Origin of the sequence: Streptomyces sp. NPDC058697, assembly GCF_042715345.1 — a bacterium.
Classification (GTDB): Bacteria; Actinomycetota; Actinomycetes; order Streptomycetales; family Streptomycetaceae; genus Streptomyces; species Streptomyces liliifuscus.
In genome coordinates this window covers 248,087-271,957 of record NZ_JBHXSU010000001.1, presented here as the reverse complement: position 1 = coordinate 271,957, position 23,871 = coordinate 248,087, and the positions used below count along the sequence as shown (strand labels likewise).

The window sequence follows — 23,871 nt, the reverse complement described above, 5'->3', positions numbered from 1 at the left end:
CCTTGACATTCCACTGTGGACGGTGTGCCATGAAAAGTAAGCACAGTCCACTGTGGCATGTCAGGAGGCGGCAATGAACACACAGAGTTTCGCGGCCGGGTTTCACGGGTTGCACGACGAGACCGCCGTCGAAGAGCTTCCGGTCAAGGGGACGCTGCCCGGCTGGCTGGAGGGGAGTCTGCTGCGCAACGGCCCCGCGCGCTACGACGCGGGGGAGCGCTCCCTGCGGCACTGGTTCGACGGTCAGGCGATGCTGCACCGCTTCACCATCGACGGCGGAAGGGTCTCCTACGCCAACAGGTTCCTCGACACGGCCGCCCACCGAGCCGTCGAGTCGGGGACGATCGCCTACCCGGAGTTCGCGACCGACCCGTGCCGCTCACTGTTCGCCCGCTTCTTCACCCGCTTCTCGCGCAGGCCCTCCGTGAACGCGAACGTCAACATCACCCGCTTCGGTGACCGCTTCGTGGCGCTGACCGAGACGCCGATACCGGTCGCCTTCGACCGGGACACGCTCGCGACCGCGGGAGTGGTCGGCTACGAGGACGACCTGAGCGGCCAGCTGACCACGGCCCACCCGCACCAGGACCCCACCACCGGCGACCTGGTCAACTACCTGCTGCACTTCTCGCGCACCAGCGAGTACCGCGTCTACCGGCAGAAGGCCACGGGCGCGGCCCGCGAGCCGATCGGCAGCCGCCAGATCGCCCGCCCGTCCTACATGCACAGCTTCGCGATCACGGGCCGGTACGCGGTCCTCGCGGAGTTCCCGCTCGTGGTGAACCCGCTGAGCATCGTGCTCAGCGGCCGGCCGTTCATCGAGAACTACCGCTGGGAGCCGGAGCGCGGCACCCGCTTCACGGTCATGGACCTGCGCGACGGCTCGGTGCGCGGTGTGTACGAGGGGCCGGCGTTCTTCGCGTTCCACCACATCAACGCCTTCGACGACGGCGACGACATCGTCCTCGACATCTGCTCGTACGAGGACGCCTCCGTCATCGACGCGCTGTATCTGGACCGACTGCGCGCGGGCGACGCGATCCCGTTCGCGCTGCCCACCCGCTACCGCATCGGCCTCGGCACCGGCGACGTCGAGGTGCGGCGGCTGTCCGAGGACTCACTGGAACTGCCGCGCATCGCCTACGACCGGCACAACGGCGTCGACTACCGCTACGCGTACGGTGTGGGCGCCCGCGACCGCAGCGGTGACGACTTCATCAACCAGCTCGTGAAGGTCGACGTGACGACAGGACGGACGCTGAAGTGGTCCGAGGACGGCTGCTATCCGGGCGAGCCGGTCTTCGTGGCGGCACCGACGGCCGCGCCCGGCGCGGAGGGCGAGGACGACGGTGTCGTGCTGTCGGTCGTCCTCGACTCTGCGCGGGGCTCGTCGTTCCTGCTCGTGCTGGACGCCCGCACGTACGAGGTGCTGGCGCGTGCGGACGTGCCGCACGCCATCCCCTTCGGCTTCCACGGGCTGTTCACCCGGCACACCTCGTAGGCACGGGCCGCGGACCTTGCGCGGGCTTCTGTCCTTGCACGGGCCCAGCCCTTACGCGGGACTCGCCCAGGTCCCGCTCTCCGCGGAGCGGGACATCGCGTCCAGGGCGGCCGCGCTGTGGACGGCGTCCTCGACCGTGGCGCCGTACGCGGTGCCCTCGGCGATCGAGCGCAGGAAGTTGTGGGCCTCGATCACCTTGAGGTCGTCGTAGCCCATGCTGTTGGCCGAGCCCGGCTGGAAGGCGGCGTACTCACCGTGCCCGGGGCCCACGTACAGCGTGCTGACCGGCTGGTCCTGGTACGCCGTGCCCCGGCTGACGGCCAGCTCGCCCATGCGGCGGAAGTCCCAGGAGACCGCGCCCTTGGTGCCGTGGATCTCGAAGCCGTAGTTGTTCTGCTCGCCGACCGAGACCCGGCAGGCCTCCAGGACACCGCGGGCGCCGGAGGCGAAGCGCAGGAGGCAGGACACGTAATCCTCGTTCTCCACCGGGCCCACTTCGCCGCCCGTCGAGCGGGTGTGGCCCGCGGTGGCGCCGGTGGGCCGGGCCCGCTCGGGGACGAAGACGGCCGTGTCGGCGGCCAGCGACGCGATCTCGCCGAGCAGGAAGCGGGCCAGGTCCACACCGTGCGAGGCGAGGTCGCCCAGCACTCCGCTGCCGCCGCGCTCACGCTCGTACCGCCAGGTCAGGGCACCCTCGGGGTGGGCCGCGTAGTCACTGAAGAGGCGGATGCGGACGTGGGTGACCGTGCCGATCTCGCCGGAGGCGATCAGTTCGCGGGCCGCCGCGACGGCAGGTGCGTTGCGGTAGTTGAAGCCGACCGTGCCCTGCACGCCCGCCTTCGTGACGGCGCCGGCCACGGCCCGGGCGTCCTCGGCGGTGAGGCCGACCGGCTTCTCGATCCAGATGTGCTTGCCCGCCTCGGCCATGGCGACGCCGATCTCGCGGTGCAGGAAGTTCGGGGCGGCGATGCTCACCGCCTGGACCCGCGGGTCGGCGGCGATCTCCCGCCAGTCCCGGGCCGCCGTCGCGAAGCCGTACTGCCCGGCGGCCTCCTCGGCCCGGCCGGGCACCTCGTCGGCGACGGCGACCAGTTCGGGCCGCACGGACAGCTGGGGGAAGTGATGCGGCACACGGGCGTACGCCTGGGTGTGCACCCGCCCCATCCAGCCGAACCCCACGACGGCGACGCCGAGCGTACTCACCATGACTGCCCCTCTTTGGACCGGTCCAGAACTCTTCCGGTTCACACTGAAGGCCCGTTCCCGCACGTGTCAACCCCAGGAGCGGCCCATGAAGACCCCACGAGGACCCTTTGACAACCCGTCGATCCCTGTGGAACGGTCCATTTCATGAGACCACCGACGATCCGCGACGTCGCCGAGCGGGCCGGAGTGTCGAAATCCCTGGTCTCGCTCGTGCTGCGCGGATCCGACCAGGTGCGCCCCGAGAAGCGGCAGGCCGTCCTGGCCGCCGTCGAGGAACTCGGCTACCGGCCCAACGCGGCCGCGCGCAGCCTCAGCGAGCGGCGCACCCGCACGGTGGGCGTGCTCCTCAACGACATGCGCAACCCCTGGTTCGTCGAGCTGCTCGACGGCCTCAACTCCCTGCTGCACGCCCACGGCCTGCGCATGCTCCTTGCCGACGGCCACCTCAACCTGCGCCTCGGCGAGGACCTCACCCGCGCCTTCACGGACCTGCGGGTCGACGGCCTGATCGCCGTCGGCACGCTGCCGGGCCCCGAGGCGCTGCGCACGGCCGCCACGCTGGTGCCCACCGTCGTCGCGGGCGCCCGCGAACCCGTACTGCCGCACGTCGACCTCGTCGCCAACGACGACCAGCTCGGCGCCCGGCTCGCCACCGAGCACCTCATCGCGCTCGGCCACCGGCGCATCGCCCACATCGCGGGACAGGGGATGGTCGGCGAACTGCGCCGCCGCAGTTTCGAGACCGTCATGCGCGAACACGGGCTGGCCGACACGGCCGTCGTGGAACAGGGCGACCTGACCGAGGAGGGCGGCTACCGGGCCACGGTCCGGCTGCTGAGCGCCCGCGAACGGCCCACCGCCGTCTTCGCCTTCAACGACATCGCCTGTGTCGGCGCCCTGTCGGCCGCTGAGGAACTCGGCCTCCGCGTGCCGCACGACCTCTCCCTCGTCGGTTACGACAACACCTACCTCGCGCGCCTGCGCCATCTGTGGCTCACCACCGTGGACAGCGCCGGCCACGACGTCGGCCGCCGCGCCGCACAGTGCCTGCTCGACCGCATCGCCGACCCCGCCCGTCCCGCCGAGGTCGTCCTCAGCACGCCGGCGCTGGAGGTACGGGGCACGACGGCCGCGCCGCGCGGGACCCACGCCTGAGTCACGCACACCACGAACCCCGACGGTGCGGGTGAACGTCCGACCCGAACGAGGCCCGGGGAGCACCGGCGCGGGGCCGTGTCCTCGTGCGCCAACAGCTCTAGAGTGGGCGGCTTCTGACCGGTTCACCGTGTCCTTCCCCTGGAGGAGCGCATGTCCCGCAGACCGCCCCGACGTTCCGTGCTGCGTGGCCTGGCCGCCGCCGGAACCGCGGTGATCGGCTTCGACCCCTTCACCCGGAGCTGGGCGGTGACCCCGTCCGACGGGCCGCTGCACGGCATCCCCGAGCTGGACGGCACCCTCCACACCGACGAGGCCGCGCTGAGCGCCGCCGCCGACGACTTCGGCCACATCGTGCACCGCCGTCCGGCCGCCGTGCTGCGGCCGGGCTCGGTCGCGGACGTCGTGGCGATGGTGCGGTTCTGCGACAGGCGGGGAATCCCGGTCGCCCCACGTGGACAGGGCCACGCCACGAACGGCCAGGCACAGGTCGCCGGCGGCCTGATCGTCGAGACCACTCCGCTCGCAGCGATCCAGCCCATCGGCCCCGGCAGCAGCAGCGTTCGGGTCGGAGCCGGCGCGAAGTGGAGCGACGTCGCCAAGGCCACCCTCGTCCACGGACTGACCCCTCCCGTCTTCACCGACTACCTCGAACTCTCCGTCGGCGGAACGCTGTCCGTCGGCGGCCTCGGCGGCCAGACCCACCGCCACGGCGCGCAGGTCGACAACGTCCTGGAGCTCGAAGTCGTCACCGGCGCGGGGGAGTTGCTGCGCTGCTCCCCGACCCGCCACCGAGACCTGTTCCTCGCCGTACTCGCCGGCCTCGGCCAGTGCGCCGTGGTCGTCGGCGCGACCGTACGACTGGTCCGCGCGCCCGAGACCGTACGCCACTACCTGCTTCCGTACGACGATCTGCGGACCTTCGTGGAGGACCAGCGCCTGCTCGTCCGCGACCGGCGGTTCTCCTACGTCGAGGGCCAGATCGTTCCGGATGCCACGGGTGCTTTTCGCGGGTACGTCATCGAGGCCGTCGCCTACGGACCTCCCGCGGGAGACGTTCCGGACGACGCCGAACTCCTGCGCGGCCTGCGGCACGACCCGTCCGGCGCGGAGATCACCGACATCCCCTACTACGACTTCCTCGACCGGCTAGCCCCGGCCGTCGCCGCCCTCAAGGAAGCCGGGCTGTGGGCGTACGCCCATCCATGGCTCAACCTGCTCCTGCCAGGGCGGAAGGCGGCCGACGTGGCGGGCCGGCTCCTGGACGCGCTCACCCCGGACGACGTGGGTCCGGGCGGTGTGGTGCTGCTGTACCCGCTGGTGCGCGAGCACCTGAGAACCCCGCTGCTGCGCATGCCCGACGACCCCGAGCCCTACCTCTTCGCGGTCCTGCGGACCACTCCGCCCGACGACACGGCGTCGGTACGGCGGCTGCTGGCGGCCAACCGGTCCGCGTACGACCTCGTCCGCGCGGTCGGCGGCACCCGGTACCCGGTCGGATCCGTGCCCTTCGACCGTGCCGACTGGCGACGGCACTTCGGGTCCGCCTGGCCCCGGTTCGCCGCCGCGCGGAAGACCTTCGACCCGCGCGGAATCCTCGTCCCCGGACAGGGAATTTTCTGACCGGGCGGGTCAGGCTGCCCGACCCGGTCAGCCGACCGGGTCGTCGCACTGCGTCCCGGGCGGGCAGAACCAGAGCAGGGCGGTGTCCACGAGCTCCCGTTCGTCCTCGGTCCCGTCGGCCTCGGAGCCGTACGCGACCAGTGCGTACCGTTCGCCGTCCGTCGCCTCGAAGCGATGGTCGATGACGTGCCGGGTGCCGCCGCCCAGTTCGCCCGCGATCTCGTCGGCGCGGTACTCGTGCTCGGCCGCCTGCCCCACGGCGCTCGGGACCTCCTCCATGGCGACCGGTTCGTATCCGTCGAGCTTCTGCGCCTCGGTCTGCGCTGCCTGCAGCGAGGAGTACGGAGAGGTCTCCATCACCTGGAACACCTGAAGCCGCCGGGTGCCGTCCGGACTGCGGTAGTCGACGATGTCGATCCCGTACTGCGAGGACCGGCTCTCGCGCTCCCAGCCCTTCGGCAGCGCCACCCGATACCCCGCGATGTCCTGGAGGGATTCGTATTCCTCGGGGAGGGCAGCCGACGACTCGAAGGTGGTGTCCTGCGAGGGCGATCCGTCCGCGGGAACCTCGTCCCCGGTCCCGCCCGACGTCGTCTGCGAGGAGTCCTGTTGGGTGGCCGCAGGGTCCTTGTACGGTTCCGGCTCGTCCTTCCAGGCCAGTGCCCAGATGCCGAAGGCGAGCCCGGTGACCGCGAGCACGATCCCCGTCTGCTGCCGGACGCTCTTCTGCCGCGGCACGTCCAGGTACTGGTCGGTGTGGAAGAGACGTTCGCGCCGGGAACCGCCCCACTCCTGCCGCTCGGTGTCGAACACCCTCATCGTCGCGGCCCTCCGTGTTGCTGTCCCGCGCCCGTCATCCGCTGCCTGCCGCCGTCCGTCGTCATCCCGCCGGTCATCCGAGGAGCTGGGCGATGCCCTGGACGACGGCTGTCGCCGAGGCGATGGCTCCGGCGGCCGCGGCCTGTGATCCCAGCCAGCCGCGTACGCCCGTCAGCAGGCGGGTGAGGCGCTCCGGTCCGGCGGCGCCGGTGCGCGTGATCTCCGCCTCCGCGTCGGCCAGTTCACCGTCGAGGGTCGTGTCCTCGGCGCTTGGCTCCCGCGCGGGCAGGGCTTCGCGGAGTGCGCGAATGGCCTGCAGCAGTTCCTCCTGCCGCACGTCCGGCTCCGCCGCGGTGTGGTTTACGGAGTACGCGCTGCCGTGGCTGCCGGTGGCGATCGAGCCGCCGCTCATGGAGCCGATGTGCACGCCGCCGGCACCGCCGTCCTGCGTGGGCCGGCCGGGGGTGGGGTGTCCTGTGTCGCTCATGTGCAGGGATCCTTGGGGTCCGGGGTGCCTAGCTGGGGTCGGTGCGCGGAGTGCCGTGCGCCGGGGCGGTGTTGTGCGAGGTGGCACTGCCGTGGGTGCCGGTGGCGACGGAGCCGCCGGTCATCGCCTGGACGAAGACGCTGCCACCGCTGACCTGGTAGACGTGCTGCTCGAACTGCTCGGTCTGGTAGCCGTGGGCGTGGAGCGCCTGGCGCACGCCGTTCACGATGCGCTCCTCGACGGTCTTGATGTACCGCGTGACGTCCATCTCCTGATAGGGCGACAGCCCGGAGGCGGCGGACAGTTGACGCAGCGAGACCCGGGGCACGTCGGGGGCCGGTTCGCGGGTGGACCAGCCGGTGCTGAGCTCCCTGGAGACGGTCTTCAAGGCGCTGATGCCCGCGCTGACGCCGGTCGCGGGACCGTGGCCCAGGGCCCGCACCGCGCCGCGCGCCCAGCCCTCGGGCAGCCGGTCCACCAGGGCGTCCACGTTCCTGAAGTCCTTGCGCACCGGGCCGAGTACGTATGGCGAGACCTCCAGCACGAGCATGCCGCCCTGGGTGTGCACGCGGACCAGGACCGTCACCACGACCTGTTCGTGCCAGGCGCCGATGCGGACGCGCAGGAAGACGCGCCGCCCCTCGCCGCCCTCGTCGACGGCCTCCTTCAAGTGGGCGGCGACCTGGGTGGGGTCGTAGACGGGCAGGCCGCCGCTGTTGGGTCCGCCCGCCGCCGTCGTGCTCGCGTCCGGGCTGCCGCCGACGTGCAGTTCCTCGTCGCGGCCGACACCGCCCGGCAGATAGACGAACCGGTCGATCTCCAGCTCGCGGAGCCGGTCCTTCCCGGTGCGTGCGGCCGAGTCGCGCAGCCGCAGCAACTGGGGCTCGATCATGGCGAGTGCGCCCTCGGCGGTGAGCGGCCCCTTGTCCTGGTGCGGGATCAGGGCTCCGTTCGAGGCGGGATCGGCCGGGGCGGCAGGCCCGGTCGGCGGCCCGGAGCGCTTGCGCAGTTCCATCGCGAAGGACCAGGCCCGACGCCCCGCACCCAGCCCGACGAAGGGGCTGTCCGATTCGTAGAGCGTCAGGGCGGCCTTCTGCTCGCGCTGAATGTTGACGAGCAGATCCTCGTACAACGGCCCTGCGGGCAGCTCCGGTTGAGCCGTCTTCTGGAAGGTCCAGCGCGACAGCCAACGGCACAGGGCCCGGCGCTGAGTTGCCTGGTGCCACCATGCGATCAAGGCGATGAGCAGCGGAAACAGCAGCGGATACGGCGTCTGTACGGTGCCCTGGAGCACCCCGGCCACGTACCAGTACCAGTAGAAGAGGGCGAACATCGCCGCACACCACGTCACCGTGCGGCCGAAACCCTCGGCCGCCTTGGCCACCGGGTCGGGGAGGCCCGCCTGACGACCCTCGGCGCTCTGCGACTTCACGGCGTGGGCGAACCAGAGGCCGAGGGCGACGAACGCGTAGAACTGGAACCATGGCAAGGGCATTCCGGCGGTGAGCTTCTCGTCGCCGGCGTAGAACGCGGTGAACACGTCGCCGAAACCGACCTCGGCCCCGTCGCCCCAGCTGTCGGCGACACGGTCCCAGAACATCACGACGTCGGACAGGAAGAAGCCGAGCCAGGCCACGAGCATCAGCCCCGCCGTGCGCGCCTCCTGCCGTGTGACACGCACGGCATGGGCCAGTACGGGCAGGACGTCGACCCCCAGCGGCGGGGCCACGGGCCGCTCCTGGTGATCCACGAGTTCATCGATGACCCGGCGCCGGAAGCCGGCGTCCTGGTAGACGCCGGCACACAACAGCCGGGTCGCCTCCGTGCGGCTGTACGGATGTTCCGGGAGGCTCACTCCGGCCACGTCGCTCCTATGTCCCCTGGTGTCAGGGGAAGGAAGCTAGTGGACGACCGGCCCCGCCCGTCCGGTCGTCGGGCACCGGCACTTCGTTAGGGTGAAAGGCCGCGCTTCCGCTGGACAGGTTCCGGAGGAGTCAGAGAACGGCGGCCACCTCGAAGCCCGCCTCGCTGATCGCCGCGCACACTTTCGAACCGTCGAGCGCCTCGCCCGTCACGGTCACCGAACCGGTGTCGAGGTCGATGCCGACCCGGTCGACGCCGTACACCCCGCAGACCTTGGTCTCCAGGGTGTCGGCACAGCGGCCGCAGGTCATTCCGATGACGTGGTACCGCTGTTCAGTCATGATCCCTCGTCTCTTCCCGACGTGCGCACGCACGCTGTGGGAGCCGTTCCGGGATCAGATACGCGTCCGCCGACGGCGGTGTTCACCCCCGCGGGCGACTCACAGGGAAGCCGGCCGGACGGTCCCGCCCGTACCGCCGAGCACGTCCAACGCCGTGACGGCCACGTGCAGTTGGGTGCGATGGGCGCCGGACTCCAGGTCGTTGCCCAGGAGCCGCTCGATGGTCCGCAGCCGTTGGTAGAAGGCCTGCCGGGAGAGCCCGACGTGCTTGGCGGCGATCGACTTGTTGCCGGCGGCGACGAGATACTCGCGCAGGGTCGACAGCAGGTCGCTGCCGTGTCGGGCGTCGTGCTGGACGAGGCGCCCGAGGTGCTGTTCCACGTACCGCTGGACGCGGACGTCGTCGCGCAGGGAGTACAGCAGTTCCGGCAGACCGATGTCCGACGCGACATGGAAGGGTCGGTCGGCCGTCCCGGGGCCGATCGCGTCGGCGATCTGTTCGGCCTCGCGGAACGATCTGGTGACCTGGCTGAGTTCGGTGACTCCGGGGCCCACCGCCACGACGAGCCCCTCCCCGAACGTGCCGCGCAGATCCCGGCCGACGCGTTCCACGACGGGCTGCCAGGCCGAGGCGCGGGCCAGCGCGAGCAGCAGTCCGGTCCGGTGTTCGGACAGGTCTCCCACCAGGGCCTTGACCCCTGAGATGGGCAGTTCCGTGGCGAGGTGCCCGGTCACCGTGGTGTCGCCGTCGGCCGTGTCCGAGTGGTCGATCACCACCGGGACGAGGCGGTGGCCGGTCGTGGGCAGTCCGAGCGCCTCGGCCCTCAGACGCGCCTCGGTACGGCTCCGGTAGCGCCAGTGGAGCAGATCGAGCAGGACGGAACTGTGCGCGCGCCGGTCCCACTCGGGTCTGCCGGTCAGCCGAGCCAGGGTGAGGGCGGTGGCGGCCTGTTCGAGGATCATCGTCTGCTCGGGACCGATCGCCGGACCGGACGCGTGGGGCAGCATGATCAGCCGCCCCCACCGTCTGCCCCGGTCCTCGACCGGCGCCACGAGCCAGCCCTCGGGCCCGCTCGCCGCCGCCCGGTCCGGCGTCGAGGCGTTACGCGAGCGTCGCGGCCAGGCCTCCAGGACCTGTCCGTCCGGCGGACCGGCGGTCCGGCAGATCACCGCGTGGTGGATCAGGTTCTCCAGGACCACCGGACACCCCGTGAGGTCCGCGGCGGCCTGTACGAACTCCTCCGGGTCCGCGCCGCGCAGCGTGAGCGAGGTGAACAGTTCGCGCACCTGCTGGGCGCGGCGCAGCAGCTCGCCCTGCGCGTCCAGGATCAGCGCGTGGACGGTCTGGGTGACCTCGATGAACCGCACCCCGCGCGCCAGCACGATCAGCGGCAGGTCCCGCTCCCGGCACGCGGTGACCAGTTCCTGCGGCGCGTGCTGGTAGCGGCGGCCCAGCTCGACGACCAGCCCGGCCACGCCCACATCGGCCAACTGGTCGACGTAGCCGCGCAGTTGGGTGGGATCGGCCGGGTGCGGCATGCCCGTGGTGAGGACGAGTTCGCCGCCCTCCAGGAAGGAGGCCGGGTCGAGCAGCTCGGTGACATGGACCCAGCGGACCGTGCGCGACAGCTGGTCCTCGCCTGCCGCCACCCGGGGCAGACCGGCGGCGATGACGGGCAGCCGCAGCACGTCCGCGACCGTGAGGAACGGCATGGGGGCAGCTCCAGTCCGACGACGTGCCGACCGACCCGGCACGATGTCCGGACCACTCTGAGGGGTGAGACAGACCGACGCAAGGCTCGATTACCCAGCTCAGCGCCATGCCCCCGCAGGGGGCGCGGGGAACGGCGCGAGCAACCACACAGAACCGGCAGCCGCGAACGCACCACGCACCCCGAGGCGACAAGGCGACAAGGACCAGCGGTCGGCGTCAGGGCCGCCGCGCGATCAGATCCGCGACCGTGGCGATCGGAGACGTACGGGCCCGCCCGCCCGCCTCATGCCGGTCCGCCCACCGATAGGCGACGTACAGCCCGCGCACACCCAGCCACCGCAGCGGTTCCGGCTCCCAGGTGCCGGGCCGGTGCCCTGTCCACGGCAGCCGGGTCAGCCGGGACTCGCGCCGGAGCACCAGATCGGTGAGGGTGCGGCCGGCGAGGTTCGTGGAGGTCATCCCGTGTCCGACATAGCCGCCGGCCCAGCCGAGCCCCGTGGCGCGGTCGAGTCCCACGGTGGCGGACCAGTCGCGGGGCACGGCGAGCACACCGCACCAGGCGTGGTCGACGCGGGCACCAGAGGTCTGCGGCAGCATCTCGTAGAGCGTGTCGGTGAGCTGGCCGATGGTCCGGGCGTCCACCTGCCCCGCGTCGTCGGTACGGGAGCCGAAGCGGTACGGGACACCGCGCCCGCCGATCGCGATCCGGTCGTCCGGGGTGCGCTGCGCGTACATGTGCCCGTGTGCCGTGTCGCCCAGCGTCTCGCGGCCCGCCCAGCCGATCTCCTCCCACACCTGCTTCGGCAGCGGCTCGGTGGCGATCATCGAGCTGTTCATCGGCAGCCAGGTGCGGCGCAGCCCCTTGAACGAGGCCGTGAACCCCTCCGTCGCCCGCAGGACCACGGGTGCGCTGACCGTGCCGTGCGCGGTGACCGCCCGCCCCGGCTCGATGGCCGTGACCGGGGACTTCTCATGGAGGGTCACGCCGAGCCGTTCGACCGTCTCGGCGAGCCCCTTGACCAGGGCGGCGGGCTGCAGCCGGGCACAGTGCGGGGTCCAGGCCGCGGCCGTCATACCGTCGACGCGGACGCGGTCCGCGGCCTCCTCCGGTGTCAGCATCACGGCCTCCGGCACACCCCACTCGTGGTCGGCCGCGGTCTTGTGGCGCAGCCGGGTCGCCTGCGCGGGGGTGCGGGCCACGCGCAGGGTGCCGCCCTTGACGATGTCGGCGTCGATCCCCTCGCGCTCGGCCACGGCGACGATCTCGTCCACGGACTCGTTCATCACGTGCTGGTAGTCGAGCACGGCATCCCGCCCGTACTGCTTCGCCAGTCGGTCGCGGGCGCCGGGCACGAGCCCCGACGCCCAGCCGCCGTTGCGGCCGGAGGCGCCGAACCCGGCGAACTCGGACTCCAGGATCGTGATCCGCAGCGACGGGTCGGCCAGTTTGAGGTAGTACGCGGTCCACAGTCCGGTCAGTCCGGCGCCCACGATGCACACATCGGCGTCGCGGTCACCGGGCAACGCGGCGCGTGGGGTGGGCAGTTCGGCGAACCAGTGGGAGATCCGGCCGTTGACCGGGCCGGGTTGACCGAGCGTGGTGGCGCTCACGGGATGTCCTTTCAAGGCGGCTGGACGAGGAGACGACGAAGGTCAGACGCCGAGCAGGGGAGGCAGCTCGGAGAGGTCGCTGATCTCCTCGTACGGCTGGTAGGCGGCTGAACCCGGGAAGCCGTACCGGTTCACCCAGATCCGCCGCATGCCCTCGTACCGCTTGGTCGGCATGATGTCGTACTCCCAGCCCTGCGCGGTGTGGATGATGTCCTCGGGACCGCGCCCGGTGGCCTTCATCAGGTACTCGAAGGCCTGCGGGAGCGGCTTGTACGCTCCGGCCTGCTCGGCGGTGAGGACGTAGTCCCACTCCACGCCGAGCTCGTCGACGGCGTACGAGATGAGGTCGTCCTCGCTGTTGGAGAGGATGGCGATGTCGTACTCGCCCTTGAGGCGGCGCAGTGCGTCCGGGACCTCGCGGAACGGCGTGAACTTCTTGATGGCCTCGATCAGCGCCTCGCCGTCCTCGTCCCGGTACTCAAGGCCGTGCAGCAGCATGACGTTGCGCAGGGTGCGGCGGACGACCTCGCGGTAGGGGCGGTAGTCGTCGACGACGCCCTGGAAGCGCATGACGTACGCGTCGTGGTGGAACCGGTCCGGGTCGACGCCGAACTCGGCCAGACGGTCCTTGACGATCTCGTGCGTGGCGGTCCGGGTGTCGAAGTTGATGAGGGTCCGGTAGCAGTCGAAGCTGACGACCTTGCGCATGGAGTGAACTCCTCTGTGTGGGGCGGGGGTTGAGGTGTTTCAAAGGTGAGGTGGTGACGGGGTGAGCGGGTTCAGGACCGGCTGCTGGCCTCGGTCAGGCCCAGGTCCTTGGTCTCGGGGGCGAGGAAGTAGGAGACGACGAGTCCCACCAGCGTGATCGCCACGGCGACGCCCAGCGTGCCGCGTACGCCCAGGTCGTCGGCGGCTATCGGCAGGAGGAACGTGGAGGTGGCGGAGCCCACGCGGCTCATGGCGGTTGCGATGCCCACGCCGGTGGCCCGAAGGTCGGTCGGGAACAGCTCGCTCGGGTAGACGAACTGCAGACCGCTGCCCGCCGCCTCGAAGAACTGGAAGGCCGCGAACAGGGCCACCACCACGAACGCCCAGTGCAGCGGCAGTACGGCAAGCGCGATCAGCGAGACGTTGATGCACACGAAGCTGCTGATCAGCAGCGAGCGGCGGCCGATCCGGTTGACGACGACCAGGCCGAGCCCGATGCCGGCCACCGCGATGGTGGTGATCAGCGCGCTGGCGCCGTATGTGCTCCCCACGCCGAACGCGGACAGCATCTGCGGCTGGAACGAGCGGACCGCGAAGGCGGGCGCGACCTGACAGATCCAGAAGACGGAACAGAACACGACCGGGACCGTGTAGCCGCGTTTGAAGATCTCGACGAGATTGCCGAGCCCGGAGCCGCCCCGCTTCTCCTGGCGGCCCTCCGCGAGCAGTTCCTCGTCGCTCACCTCCTGGCCGAGGTGTTTGCGGACGACGGCCTTCGCCTCGTCCATACGGCCGCGCGAGGCCAGCCAGCGCGGGGACTCGGGGATGCCGGCCCGCATGAAGAGGAAGATCAGCGCGGGGACCGTGCCGGAGGCCAGCATCCAGCGCCAGGAGTCGTCGCCGAGCCCGGTCAGCGCCCAGCCCACCCAGTAGCTGACGCCGTACCCGACCCACCACGCGAGGACCAGGCCGGACAGGGCCGGGCCGCGCATCCGGCGGGGCACCAGCTCGGTGGTGAGGGCGGAGGCGATGGGGTAGTCGGCACCGATCGCGATGCCGATGAGCAGCCGCAGCACCAGCAGCTGCCAGGCCTCGGTGACGAAGAACTGGAGCGCCGAGAAGACCACGAAGGTGGCCAGGTTGAGGACGTACATCAGATGGCGGCCGACCCGGTCGGTGATCGGGCCGAAGACCGCGCCGCCGATGAACACCCCGACCAGGACGGAGGCGGCTATCAGGCCCGTCCACAAGGTGTCGAGGGCGAGTGCGGGCGTGATGAGGCCGAGGGCGACACCCATCACTCCGAGCAGATAGCCGTCGCAGAACGGGCCGCCCATGGCGACCAGCATGATCCGGCGGTGGAAGGAACTGACGGGCGCGTCGTCGAGCGACGAGGCCCCGCCGGTGGTCGATGAGGTCAGGGACATGCTTGAGGCTCCTGGGGGACGCGGGAAGGCGAGGGGGACGCGCGCCGGCAGGGGGACCGGGCGAAGGAGGCTTCGTACGTCAAGCATTGGAAAGCGGGGATGCGGGAGACACGGGGATCCGCGGGATTTTTGGGGCGATGGGGCGATGGGGGGATGCGAGGGCGGGCGAAGGCGCACAACGCTGTACGCGGTGCGGACCGGTCGTCACCGGGGTGGCCGGGGTGGCCGGGGTGGCCGGCGAGGCGGTCCGGGGTTGGCCATCACCCTGGTTCAGCGCGGATCCACCGTCAATGAACACGGTGTTCTCTTGGGGGACGGCGGGTGGACAGTGTGTTCCGTGGCCGCCGACCGGTTGACACACCGTCCACAGCGGCCGTCCCGGGAGAACACCCTGGCCGTTGACCCTTCCGCCACGACCCCCGGAGGGTGGAAGCGGTACCTCGTACCAGCCGCCCCGCACCGCCTCACGCCGTGGGAGAACCGCCTTGGCCGACCGGCTCGTCGTCCTGCACCGCGGCATCCTGCCGCACAACGCCGCCTGCATCGAAAGCCTCGCGGACACGGTGTACGCCACCGAGGAGGAACTGCCGCACCTCCTGCCCGGCGCGGACGCCCTGCTCTGCTGGCACTCGATCACCCCGGCGGTCGAGGCGGCCTGGCCCGCGGACCCGTCGAGCGCACCGGGCTGGGTGCATGTGGCCGCCGCCGGTGTCGACTCACTGCTCTTCCCGGCCCTGGTCGACAACCCCCGGGTGGTGCTCACCAACTCGCGCGGCGTCTACGACCGGCCCATCGCCGAGTACGTACTCGGCCTGATCCTGGCCCTCGCCAAGGACTTCCCGGGCACCTGGGAGCACCAGCGGCGCCGCGAGTGGCGGCCCCGGGACAGCGAACGCATCGACGGCCGGACCGTCCTCGTGTGGGGCACGGGCCCCATCGGCCGTGCCGTGGCCCGCATGCTCCACACCGTCGGCATGCGAGTGAGCGCCGTAGGACGTACGGAGTGCGCGGCGGACCCCGACTTCGGCACGGTGCACGCTCTCTCCGGGCTGCGTCCCGCCCTGGCGGCGGCGGACTACGTGGTGCTCGCGGCTCCCCTCACGGCCGCCACCCGGGGCATGGTCGACGCGTCCGTGCTCGCCTCGATGAAGCCCGGCGCGCGGCTCGTGAACGTGGGCCGGGGCGGACTCGTCGACGAGGAGGCACTGGTCCGGCACCTCACCGACGGCCGCCTGGCCGGAGCGGCCCTGGACGTCTTCGCCCACGAGCCGCTGCCTGCCTCCTCACCCCTGTGGGACCTGCCGGGCGTCATCGTCTCCCCGCACACGGCCGGCGAGGTCACCGGCTGGCGCGACGACCTCGCGGACCTGTTCCTCGACAACCTGACCCGCAGGGCCGAGGGCAGGGAACTGCACAACGTGGTCGACAAGGAACGCGGCTACGTACGGGAGGTCAGGGGCGGGTGAAGGTGCCCAGACCGTTCTCGTTGAAGGCCTCCACGGTCACCTTCGACGCCTTCGCGCCGCCCGCGTTCTCGGATCCCGAACCGACGTCGAACGTGACGCCGGACAGTCCGGTCGCGTTCTCCCCGACCGTCCGGAAGCTGAACGTGTCGCCGTCGAAGTGGGTGAGCCGGAACGTGGTCGGCTTCGGCCCCAGGCTCATGGTGAGTTCGCCGTCCGCGGCCGTCACGGTCAGCGGACCGTAGTAGTCGTTCTCGTACGTGCCCGTGTACGTGTCGTCGGACCGGGCGGCGGCCGCGTTCTCCGGCGGCTTGCCGTAGTCGGTGGGGGAGCGGTCCGCGTCCAGCTGCTGCTGGTACACCTTGTCGACCAGGGGCAGCCAGTCGGTGGTGGGTTCGCCGTGCTGGGCGATGTCGAAGAAGTCGAGCGCGACCGAGTCGGCGAGACCCACCGGCGCCCCGTTGGTGAGGACGGCGATGCCGAGCTGCTCGCCGGGCAGCATCGTCACGTTCGTGTTGGCGCCGAGTTCGAAGGCTCCGGAGTGGCTGAGGCGCAGCCGCCCTTGGTCGTCGTAGTTGACGTTCCAGCCGAGCCCGTAGAAGCCGGCGCGGCCCGCCGGTGCCGGCGGCGGGCTGGAGACGATCTCGGGCAGATGGGTGCGCTCCAGCTGGTCGGCGGGCACGATCTGCTTCCCGCCCAGCTTTCCGTCGGCGAGCTGGAGCCGCAGCCAGGTGGCCATGTCGCTCGCGGTGGAACTCGCGCCGCCCGCGGGCGACTGGGCGTCGGCGTCCCGTACGTACTTCGCCTCCCAGGTCCCGTCGGCGTCCTTCACATGCGTGGCCGCCTTGTCCGTCGCCTTCTCGTAGTCGGCGAAGCTGGAGCTGGTGGAGTTCATGCCGGCGGGGGAGTAGAGCGTGTCCTCCGAGAGCTTCTCCCAAGTGGTGTCCTTGGCGTTCGCGACCGCCTGGCCCGCCGCCGTGACCCCGTAGTTGGTGTACGCGTAGCTGGCCCGGAACGGCGTCAGCGGCTCCTCCCGCAGCTGGTCCAGGATGTACGCCCTGTCGTAGCCGAGGTCTTCGAGCAGGTCCCCGGCGTGGTCGGGCAGCCCGCTGCGGTGCGAGAGGAGATCGGCGACCGTGACGTGGTCACCGACCCAGGGGTCCTTGAGCGCGAAGCCGGGCAGGTGCTCGGCCACCGGGTCGTCCCAGGTGATGACCTTGTCGCCGACCGCGCCCGCGACGACGGTCGAGGCGAGCGGCTTGGAGAGGGACGCCAGCTGGAAGACGGTGTCCGGTCCGACGTCCCCGGACTGGCCCACCCGTCGCTCCCCGAAGCCCTCCAGGTGGACGACCCGGTCCTTGTAGACGACGGCCACGGCGACACCCGGGACGCCCGTCTCCTTCATCCCGTCCCGCACGATCCCGTCGAGCCGGTCCACGGCCTCGTCCACCTTCGCCTGCGTGAGCTGGGGCGGCGGCTGGGGCGGCGGATCGGCCGCCGGTGCCGCGGCGGACGGGGTGGCGGCGTATCCGGCGGCGAGGAGGGAGGCCACGGCGGCCGCTGTCACCGCTGCGCTTCCGTGGTGCCTCGTCTGTCGCCGAACACCCATACACACCATTCAACGCGCGGCACCGGACCTTGTCCTGCGGAGCCAGCCGGCCCGCTCCCGCCCGGCCGGAGCCCCGCGCAGGCTCAGCCGCGCTTCGGCGGGGTGTAGAAGTCGCCCTCGGACGTCCAGACCCCGTCCTTCACGACCACTCGCTGCACGCTGCGGGTGCCGAGGTGGTTGCCCGGGCTGAAGCTCATGACCGGCGACACCCCCACATCCACCTTCGTCGCCTTCTCGTACGCCTTGTCGATCGCGTCGGCCGTGACGGGCCCCTTGATCGTCTTCGCGATCTCCGCGAACACCTTCGCGTTGCTCCAGCCCCACAGCGCGAGGAATCCGGCGCTCTGCTTGGGCTCGTACTTGGCCATCGCGGTCCGGAACTCCTTCACCGCGGGATCGGTGTCCGAGGGCGCCTTGACCAGCTGTACGGCCTTGAGACCCTCGGCCGCGTCCTTGGCGAGGGAGACCGTCGACTCCGCGGCGACCGGCGCGTAGGCGTACGTGGGCAGCGACAGTCCCTGCAGCTTGGCCTCCTTCAGGAAGGCGGCCGCCTCGGGGGAGGTGAGGATGAGGATCACCGCCTGGGTCTTCGCGGCCTTCACCTTGCTGATCACCGGTGTGTAGTCGGTGGTCTGGTACTTGACCGTCAGCCGGTCGACCTCGACCGAGGGGTCCACCTTCTTCGCGACGGGCTCGACCTGCTTGGCCACGTTCACGAACGCGGCCGGGTCACTGTGCACGACGAGGACCTTCTTCGCACCGTCCTGCACCGTCCACGCCGCGATCGCCGCGGCCTGGTCCTCGTAGAGGGTCTGAGTGCCGAACAGGCCGGGGCGCGGCGGCTTGAACCAGGACTCGTTGCCGCCCACCTCGTTGAGAACCGGAACCTTCGACTGATTGAGGACGAACGGGAAGGCCGCCTCCGCCTGGGAGGTGCCGTTCGCGTTCACGATGGCCACGACCTTGTCCTGGCCGACGAGTTCGCGTGCTATCTGCACGGTCTGCTGCGGATCGGCCGCGTTGTCCTTGACGGTCCACCGGACCTTGCGGCCGTTGATGCCTCCGGACGCGTTGATCATCTTGAAGTACGCGTCGGCGCCGGCCCTCTGGGGCACTCCGTACGAGGCGGTGGCGCCGGTCAGCGGGAGCCACGCCCCGATGTGGATCTCCGACGAGTCGCCGCCGGCTCCTGTGGAGTCCTGGCCGGCGCATGCGTTGGCGGTCAGCGCCACCACGGCCAGAACGGCCGTCGTACCCGCGGCGCGGCGGAATTTTCTCATTGTCCGGAACACGGTCCACCTCGTTCACAACAGTTCACAACATGAGTTCAGTTCGTTTCACAGTCGAGCGGTGGTCGCGGCGGTCTCCCGGGCGCCGCTGAAGTACGCCGCCTCGGCGAGGGCGGCGAACGACGGGTCCCCGGGCCGCCCCCGAGCGGCGACCGACCCGTCGTGCAGCACGGCCACCTCGTGGCAGACGGACATGGCACGGCTGAGCAGCTGCTCCAGCAGAACGACCGTCAGGCCGTCGTGGGCCAGTCGCACCAGCCGGTCGTACACCTCGTCGACCAGCGCGGGCGCGAGCCCGAGGGCCGGCTCGTCGACGATCAGGACGTCGGGCTTCACGATCAGGGCGCGGGCGATGGCGAGCATCTGCTGCTCCCCGCCCGACAGCCCGGCGGCCGGCACGGACATGCGGTCGCGCAGCCGCGGCGGCAGCCACTCGGTGGTCTCCGCGAGGCGCTCGCGCAGCGGGGCCCCGGTGATGCCCGCCGCGTAGGCCGCCACTTCGAGGTTCTCCCGCAGGGACAGCGTCTTGAACAGGGCCCGTCCCTCGGGCGCCAGGCTGGTGCGGACGACGGTCCCGCCCGTCTCCCTGCTCCCGCGCGCGGGCTTCAGCGAGCCGTGCAGGATTCCGGCGAGGGTGCTCTTCCCGGCGCCGTTGGCCCCGGCGATCCCGAGCACGACCCCCTCGCGTACGTCGAGGTCGACGTCCCGCAGTGCGACCACGCCGCCGTAGCTGTGACCGACCCCGCTCAGCCGCAGCATGCTCCGCTCACCGACCCGCTCGGGCAGCTCGGCCCGGCTGCCGACCGTACCCAGGTACGACGACCGCACCTCGGGGTTGTCCAGCACGGTGTCCGGGGTGCCCTCGCCGATGGTGCGGCCGAAGTCGAAGGCCAGCACCCGGTGCGCGACGGAGAACAGATCGTCGAGCACGTGGTCGATGACCAGCACGGCGGTGCCCTGTGCGTGCAGCCGCCTGATCTGCTGTGCCAGCAGCGCGCGTTCGCCGGCGTCCAGACCGCCGAACGGCTCGTCCAGCACCAGGAGTTTCGGTTCCTCGGCCATCGCACGGGCGAGGTCCAGCCGCTTCTGCAGGCCGAACGGCAGCTCTCCGGGCCGTCGGTCGGCCACGTCGGCGAGGCCGACCGAGTCGAGCAGCCGCGCGACATCGGCCCGGTCCCGGCTGGTGATCCAGCGGCGCGTGCACAACACGTTCTCGGTGACGGTGAGTTCGGAGAACACCTCCGCGTGCTGGAACGTACGCCCGATGCCCAGCCGGCGCCGCGCGGTGGCCCGCGCCTTGAGCAGGGAACCGCCCGCGAAGTCGACCGTCCCGCTCACCCGGCCGTTGCCGGTCAGGCCCGAGACCGCGTTCAACAGGGTCGTCTTTCCCGCCCCGTTGGGCCCGATCACGGCCAGGACCTCGTCCTGCCGCAGCGACACCGAGGCGTCCTCCAGCGCCTTCAGCCCGCCGTACGCCACCGAGACGTGCTCCAGGCGCAGCACGACGTCGGCTTCACCTGAGGCGGTGGCGGTGGCCGGTTGCCGCGGTTCGAGGCCGACGGCAGGGGTCGGCTTCGAGGGCGTGGGTGCCGGTGCCGGCCGTCGCCACACACGCCGGAGCACCGACCGCAGGGGCGCGCTGAGGAACGGCACCACTCCGCCGGGCAGGAACAGCAGCACCCCGATCAGCACGAGGCCCTGCACGACCGGCTGGGGGAGTCCCACGGCGGACGACAGCGAGGGGTTCCAGGTCAGATACGCGCCGCCGGCCACCGCGCCGATGATGGTTCCGACGCCGCCCAGCACGCACGCTGCGATGAGCGCGATGCCGAGGTTGAGGGAGAACGGATCCGGGCTGACGAAACCGGTGATGAGCCCGAGCAGCACACCCGCGAAACTGGTGAACGCGGCGCTCACGGCGAACGCCAGCGCCGACTGCGCCTCGGGCGCGATGCCGATCGTACGGGCCGCCAGGGGATGCGACTTCGCGGCCACCAGCCGCATCCGCAGCCCGGACGCGGCGGCCGGTACCGCCAGCGCGAGCACCACGGCCGCGGCGCCCACCGCGAGGTACTGGGACTCGGAGCTGCCGCCCGCGAGGGTGCCCAGACCCAGGGAGCTGCGCAGTTGGAGCACCGCGACGCCCTGGTCGCCGCCGGTCACGCTGCTCCAGCGGTTGATCAGCTCCAGCGTCACCATGGTGAAGGCGAGGGTCAGCAGGGCGATGTAGAGCATCGAGAACCTGGCACCCGCGTACCCGAGGAAGGCGCCGAGGACGGTTCCGGTGACCACTGCTGCCAGGATCACCGTCTCCAGAGACCAGCCGTGGCCACTGCCGTACGCGGCGAAGTAGGCGCCGATGGCGAAGAACGCCGGGTGACCCACCGACCAGATGCCGGACCAGCCGGCCAGCAGACCGACCGACAGCACGACGACGGTGTAGATCGCGGCGAGCGCCACCGAGTACATCTGGTACGCGGGGATCGCGCCGGAGGCCATGAAGGCCATGAGCACCGCGCCGGCGGCCGGCCCGAGCGCGGCCTTCGCGAGGAGGGAACGGTTGAAGACCATGGATACGACCCCTCAGACCCGTTGGAAGGTGCGGGTGCCGAAGATGCCCTGAGGGCGGATCAGCAGCACGAGAACAGTGAACGAGAAGACGAATGTGTCCCGGAGGCTGGCGGAGGCGTAGTTCGCCGCGAGGTTGTCCAGCACGCCGACGGTGAGTCCGCCGACGACAGCGCCGTACATGCTCGTCAGGCCGCCCAGGAAGATCCCGGCGAAGGCGCGGAACAGCGGTGCGACGAGGGCGGTCGGCACCAGCCCCGACCTCGGCGCGTACAGACACGCGGCGAGTGCGGCGAGGCCGAGGCCGAGCGCCCAGGCGATCCGGGCCAGGCGCTGGGGCTCAAGTCCGACGACGCGCGCGGTGTCCGCGTTCTCGGCCACCGCGCGCATCGCGGAGCCGAGTGTGGTGCGGGCGAACAGATAGCCGACGACGGCCATCGCCACCGCGGCGACGGCGATGGTCACCAGGCTCTGGACCGGCAGTGCCGCGCCCGACCAGCTCACCGTGCCGTTGACCAGGTTGGGGAAGGACTTAGGTTCGTCGCCCCAGATCGAACTGGCCACGTTCTCGACCACCAGGGACACGCCCATCGTCACGACGAGCGCGGAGAACAGTTGTCCCTGGCCCAGTGGCCTGATCACGGTCTCGCGCACCAGCAGGCCCGCCACGACGGTGATGGTGACGGCCGCGACGATGCCGAGCACCGTCGCCACCCCCTGGTCGCGGAGCGAGACCGCCACGTACAGGCCCAGGGTCGCCAGGGACGCCATCGCGAAGTTCACGACGTCCGTGGCCCGATAGATGATGACCAGGCCGAGCCCTATGAGGCCGTACACGGCTCCGCTGGCCACGCCACTGACCAGGACCAGCAGAAACTGACTCACGGTCCCTCCTTCTTCGAAGAGCTTCGAGAAGCGCGTGCGGCGTGTTCGCGCCACGTGCTCGAAAGCCGTGTGCGCGGTACTCGCCGCTTAGTAAAGTGAACTCAATTCAGTAAGCTAGGCACTCCGGCGCCGGGCGGGCAATACTCGTGCACGGGATTTGTCGGAGTGCGGGTGGTCTGGTGCCTGTCCGGCACGATCCGCCGGAAGGGCAGGCCCTCGCCCTCGTCTCGCTCTAGCTCTGGCTCTGGCGCAGCGCGGTCCGTGCGGCCGCCAGACCGAATACGAGAGCCGGGGCCAGGCCGCCGGCATAGGCGCGCCGGTAGAGCCCGCCCGCGTCGGCGCCGGCCACGAGCAGGCCGGGCACGGTGTGCCGGTCGTCCGCCGACAGGGCGCGGGCGTCGGCGTCGATCAGCAGACCGCCGAAGGTGAACGTGATCGCGGGCGCGGCCTCGATCACATAGAAGGGCGGCTCGTCGAGCGGTTGCCGGTCGAGCAGTCGCCCGGGGGCCGGCTCGCCGCCCCCGCCGACGGTGGCGTTGTACTCCTCGACCCGGTCACGGATCCTGGCGCCCGGGTAGCCCCACTCCTCGGGCATCCAGGCGAACTCCTCCAGACTGTCGGCGGCCGCGCTGCGGGCGCCCGCACGATGGCAGAGCTGGAACTTGTCCACGCCGGGGATGCCCTCCACGTACGAGGCGGAGATCCACTCGCGGTGCACGCGCGCGTCGGCCACCAGCAGTCCACGGGCCTGCGGTCTTTCCAGCAGTGCCATGGTGGTCAGATGGTCCCCGACCGTCTCGTCGACGAACCGTTCGCCGGTGAGGTCGAACAGCAGGGCGTGCTCGCTGTAGTAGAGGGCGAGGTCGACGAATCGGGCGGGGTCGGCGAGGGAGACGCCCGCGGGCATCAGATGACCGTAGAAACCCGCGTCCTTCTTGCCGAAGGCGGCCCCGGCCGCGAGACCGAGCGACAGCCCGTCGCCCCGGCTGTGCGGGTTGGCCCGCAGCTCGATGTCCGCGGCCTGGGGGTGCAGGTGTTCCGTGCGCAGGCTCGGATCTCCCTGGAACCCGCCGGTCGCGAGCAGGGTCCAGCCGGCGTCGATCCGGCGGACCGATCCGTCCGGCAGTACGCACTCCGCACCCGTGACCGCGCCGTTCTCCGTCAGCAGGGCGCGGGTCGAGGTGGCGGTCAGTACCTCGCCGCCCCGGTCGCGGATCAACCGCTCGCAGGTGTCGAGGTAGTGGTTCATGTCGATCTGATGCCCCCGGCCGAAGCCGAGTACGGGCACCGGCGGCCGGCATTCCACGCCGAGAGAACGGATCCAGTCCACCGCGTCGGCGAACCCGTCCGTCAGGGCCGCGGCGAGTTCCGCGTCGCCGTCGGGATTGACGCGACGCAATTCATCGAAGGTGGGGGTCGTCCATACGAAGCCGGCGAAGCGCGCGGAGCCGCCGGGGCGCTCCGCCTTCTCCACGAGAACCACGGAGCCGCCTTCCGCGGCCACCCGGGCGGCGGCCGAGAGTCCGGCCATTCCGCCGCCCACCACCAGCAGATCCACTGTTCCAACACCCATAGCGGGTCCCACCGCCTTGTCGTGTCGCT

Annotated in this window: 18 protein-coding genes; 4 read left to right on the top strand and 14 right to left on the bottom strand. The window is 71.1% G+C overall.

Features of this window, described 5'->3' with window-relative positions:
* Nucleotides 1-73: 73 nt before the first annotated feature.
* A complete protein-coding gene (locus ACFWXQ_RS01190) occupies nucleotides 74-1,501 on the top strand; it encodes a carotenoid oxygenase family protein (RefSeq protein WP_383941488.1) in 1,428 nt (475 codons plus the stop codon).
* Between the two features lie 51 nt (nucleotides 1,502-1,552).
* Here the strand turns inward: ACFWXQ_RS01190 and ACFWXQ_RS01185 are convergent, their stop codons facing one another.
* Nucleotides 1,553-2,707: a Gfo/Idh/MocA family protein gene (locus ACFWXQ_RS01185; protein ID WP_383941485.1), complete on the bottom strand. Its 1,155-nt coding sequence runs from the start codon at nucleotides 2,705-2,707 to the stop codon at nucleotides 1,553-1,555.
* 144 nt (nucleotides 2,708-2,851) lie between these two features.
* On the opposite strand from ACFWXQ_RS01185, the gene ACFWXQ_RS01180 reads away from it, so the two are divergent.
* Nucleotides 2,852-3,862, top strand: a complete 1,011-nt coding sequence (locus ACFWXQ_RS01180; RefSeq protein ID WP_383941482.1) for a LacI family DNA-binding transcriptional regulator — start codon at nucleotides 2,852-2,854, stop codon at nucleotides 3,860-3,862.
* 153 nt (nucleotides 3,863-4,015) lie between these two features.
* On the top strand, nucleotides 4,016-5,485 hold the full coding sequence (locus ACFWXQ_RS01175; RefSeq protein WP_383941479.1) for an FAD-binding protein: 1,470 nt from the start codon (nucleotides 4,016-4,018) through the stop codon (nucleotides 5,483-5,485).
* Between the two features lie 27 nt (nucleotides 5,486-5,512).
* On the opposite strand, the gene ACFWXQ_RS01170 is transcribed toward ACFWXQ_RS01175, so the two are convergent.
* From ACFWXQ_RS01170 to ACFWXQ_RS01135, 8 genes are all read right to left on the bottom strand, one after another.
* Complete coding sequence (locus ACFWXQ_RS01170) at nucleotides 5,513-6,304, bottom strand: hypothetical protein (protein WP_383941476.1); 792 nt, start codon at nucleotides 6,302-6,304, stop codon at nucleotides 5,513-5,515.
* Between the two features lie 73 nt (nucleotides 6,305-6,377).
* Entirely contained in the window at nucleotides 6,378-6,791 is a 414-nt protein-coding gene (locus tag ACFWXQ_RS01165; RefSeq protein ID WP_383941473.1) for a hypothetical protein, read from the bottom strand.
* Between the two features lie 28 nt (nucleotides 6,792-6,819).
* Entirely contained in the window at nucleotides 6,820-8,655 is a 1,836-nt protein-coding gene (locus ACFWXQ_RS01160; RefSeq protein ID WP_383941470.1) for a hypothetical protein, read from the bottom strand.
* Between the two features lie 130 nt (nucleotides 8,656-8,785).
* Nucleotides 8,786-8,995, bottom strand: coding sequence for a heavy-metal-associated domain-containing protein (locus tag ACFWXQ_RS01155; protein ID WP_383941467.1), 210 nt, complete (start codon nucleotides 8,993-8,995; stop codon nucleotides 8,786-8,788).
* A 99-nt stretch (nucleotides 8,996-9,094) separates the two neighbouring features.
* Entirely contained in the window at nucleotides 9,095-10,708 is a 1,614-nt protein-coding gene (locus tag ACFWXQ_RS01150; protein ID WP_383941464.1) for a PucR family transcriptional regulator, read from the bottom strand.
* Nucleotides 10,709-10,925: 217 nt separating this feature from the next.
* Complete coding sequence (locus ACFWXQ_RS01145; RefSeq protein WP_383941461.1) at nucleotides 10,926-12,320, bottom strand: NAD(P)/FAD-dependent oxidoreductase; 1,395 nt, start codon at nucleotides 12,318-12,320, stop codon at nucleotides 10,926-10,928.
* A gap of 42 nt (nucleotides 12,321-12,362) precedes the next feature.
* Complete coding sequence (locus ACFWXQ_RS01140) at nucleotides 12,363-13,028, bottom strand: HAD-IA family hydrolase (protein WP_383941458.1); 666 nt, start codon at nucleotides 13,026-13,028, stop codon at nucleotides 12,363-12,365.
* Nucleotides 13,029-13,099: 71 nt separating this feature from the next.
* Nucleotides 13,100-14,455, bottom strand: a complete 1,356-nt coding sequence (locus tag ACFWXQ_RS01135; protein ID WP_383941456.1) for an MFS transporter — start codon at nucleotides 14,453-14,455, stop codon at nucleotides 13,100-13,102.
* Nucleotides 14,456-14,940: 485 nt separating this feature from the next.
* On the opposite strand from ACFWXQ_RS01135, the gene ACFWXQ_RS01130 reads away from it, so the two are divergent.
* Nucleotides 14,941-15,921 carry a D-2-hydroxyacid dehydrogenase gene (locus ACFWXQ_RS01130; protein ID WP_383941453.1) on the top strand — a complete coding sequence of 327 codons (981 nt, stop codon included), beginning with the start codon at nucleotides 14,941-14,943 and terminating at the stop codon, nucleotides 15,919-15,921.
* Here ACFWXQ_RS01130 and ACFWXQ_RS01125 read toward each other — a convergent pair.
* The 5 genes from ACFWXQ_RS01125 to ACFWXQ_RS01105 form a co-directional block, all read right to left on the bottom strand.
* Complete coding sequence (locus ACFWXQ_RS01125) at nucleotides 15,908-17,527, bottom strand: serine hydrolase (protein WP_383941450.1); 1,620 nt, start codon at nucleotides 17,525-17,527, stop codon at nucleotides 15,908-15,910. The two genes, ACFWXQ_RS01130 and ACFWXQ_RS01125, sit on opposite strands and share 14 nt — an antisense overlap.
* Nucleotides 17,528-17,610: 83 nt before the next feature.
* Nucleotides 17,611-18,819: an ABC transporter substrate-binding protein gene (locus tag ACFWXQ_RS01120; protein ID WP_383941447.1), complete on the bottom strand. Its 1,209-nt coding sequence runs from the start codon at nucleotides 18,817-18,819 to the stop codon at nucleotides 17,611-17,613.
* 45 nt (nucleotides 18,820-18,864) lie between these two features.
* Nucleotides 18,865-21,387, bottom strand: a complete 2,523-nt coding sequence (locus ACFWXQ_RS01115) for an ATP-binding cassette domain-containing protein (RefSeq protein WP_383941444.1) — start codon at nucleotides 21,385-21,387, stop codon at nucleotides 18,865-18,867.
* Nucleotides 21,388-21,399: 12 nt separating this feature from the next.
* Nucleotides 21,400-22,269 (bottom strand): branched-chain amino acid ABC transporter permease, encoded by an 870-nt coding sequence (locus ACFWXQ_RS01110; RefSeq protein WP_200394136.1) that lies wholly within the window; start codon nucleotides 22,267-22,269, stop codon nucleotides 21,400-21,402.
* 232 nt (nucleotides 22,270-22,501) lie between these two features.
* A complete protein-coding gene (locus tag ACFWXQ_RS01105; protein WP_386267244.1) occupies nucleotides 22,502-23,842 on the bottom strand; it encodes an FAD-dependent oxidoreductase in 1,341 nt (446 codons plus the stop codon).
* Between the last annotated feature and the right edge of the window lie 29 nt (nucleotides 23,843-23,871).

What these genes read in the sequence shown, in the direction of transcription:
- ACFWXQ_RS01125 (WP_383941450.1), bottom strand. Translation starts at nt 17,527, where the DNA reads ATGGGTGTTCGGCGACAGACGAGGCACCACGGAAGCGCAGCGGTGACA.
- ACFWXQ_RS01165 (WP_383941473.1), bottom strand. Translation starts at nt 6,791, where the DNA reads ATGAGCGACACAGGACACCCCACCCCCGGCCGGCCCACGCAGGACGGC.
- ACFWXQ_RS01155 (WP_383941467.1), bottom strand. Translation starts at nt 8,995, where the DNA reads ATGACTGAACAGCGGTACCACGTCATCGGAATGACCTGCGGCCGCTGT.
- ACFWXQ_RS01175 (WP_383941479.1), top strand. Translation starts at nt 4,016, where the DNA reads ATGTCCCGCAGACCGCCCCGACGTTCCGTGCTGCGTGGCCTGGCCGCC.
- ACFWXQ_RS01150 (WP_383941464.1), bottom strand. Translation starts at nt 10,708, where the DNA reads ATGCCGTTCCTCACGGTCGCGGACGTGCTGCGGCTGCCCGTCATCGCC.
- ACFWXQ_RS01180 (WP_383941482.1), top strand. Translation starts at nt 2,852, where the DNA reads ATGAGACCACCGACGATCCGCGACGTCGCCGAGCGGGCCGGAGTGTCG.
- ACFWXQ_RS01105 (WP_386267244.1), bottom strand. Translation starts at nt 23,842, where the DNA reads ATGGGTGTTGGAACAGTGGATCTGCTGGTGGTGGGCGGCGGAATGGCC.
- ACFWXQ_RS01115 (WP_383941444.1), bottom strand. Translation starts at nt 21,387, where the DNA reads ATGGTCTTCAACCGTTCCCTCCTCGCGAAGGCCGCGCTCGGGCCGGCC.
- ACFWXQ_RS01190 (WP_383941488.1), top strand. Translation starts at nt 74, where the DNA reads ATGAACACACAGAGTTTCGCGGCCGGGTTTCACGGGTTGCACGACGAG.
- ACFWXQ_RS01170 (WP_383941476.1), bottom strand. Translation starts at nt 6,304, where the DNA reads ATGAGGGTGTTCGACACCGAGCGGCAGGAGTGGGGCGGTTCCCGGCGC.
- ACFWXQ_RS01135 (WP_383941456.1), bottom strand. Translation starts at nt 14,455, where the DNA reads ATGTCCCTGACCTCATCGACCACCGGCGGGGCCTCGTCGCTCGACGAC.
- ACFWXQ_RS01140 (WP_383941458.1), bottom strand. Translation starts at nt 13,028, where the DNA reads ATGCGCAAGGTCGTCAGCTTCGACTGCTACCGGACCCTCATCAACTTC.
- ACFWXQ_RS01185 (WP_383941485.1), bottom strand. Translation starts at nt 2,707, where the DNA reads ATGGTGAGTACGCTCGGCGTCGCCGTCGTGGGGTTCGGCTGGATGGGG.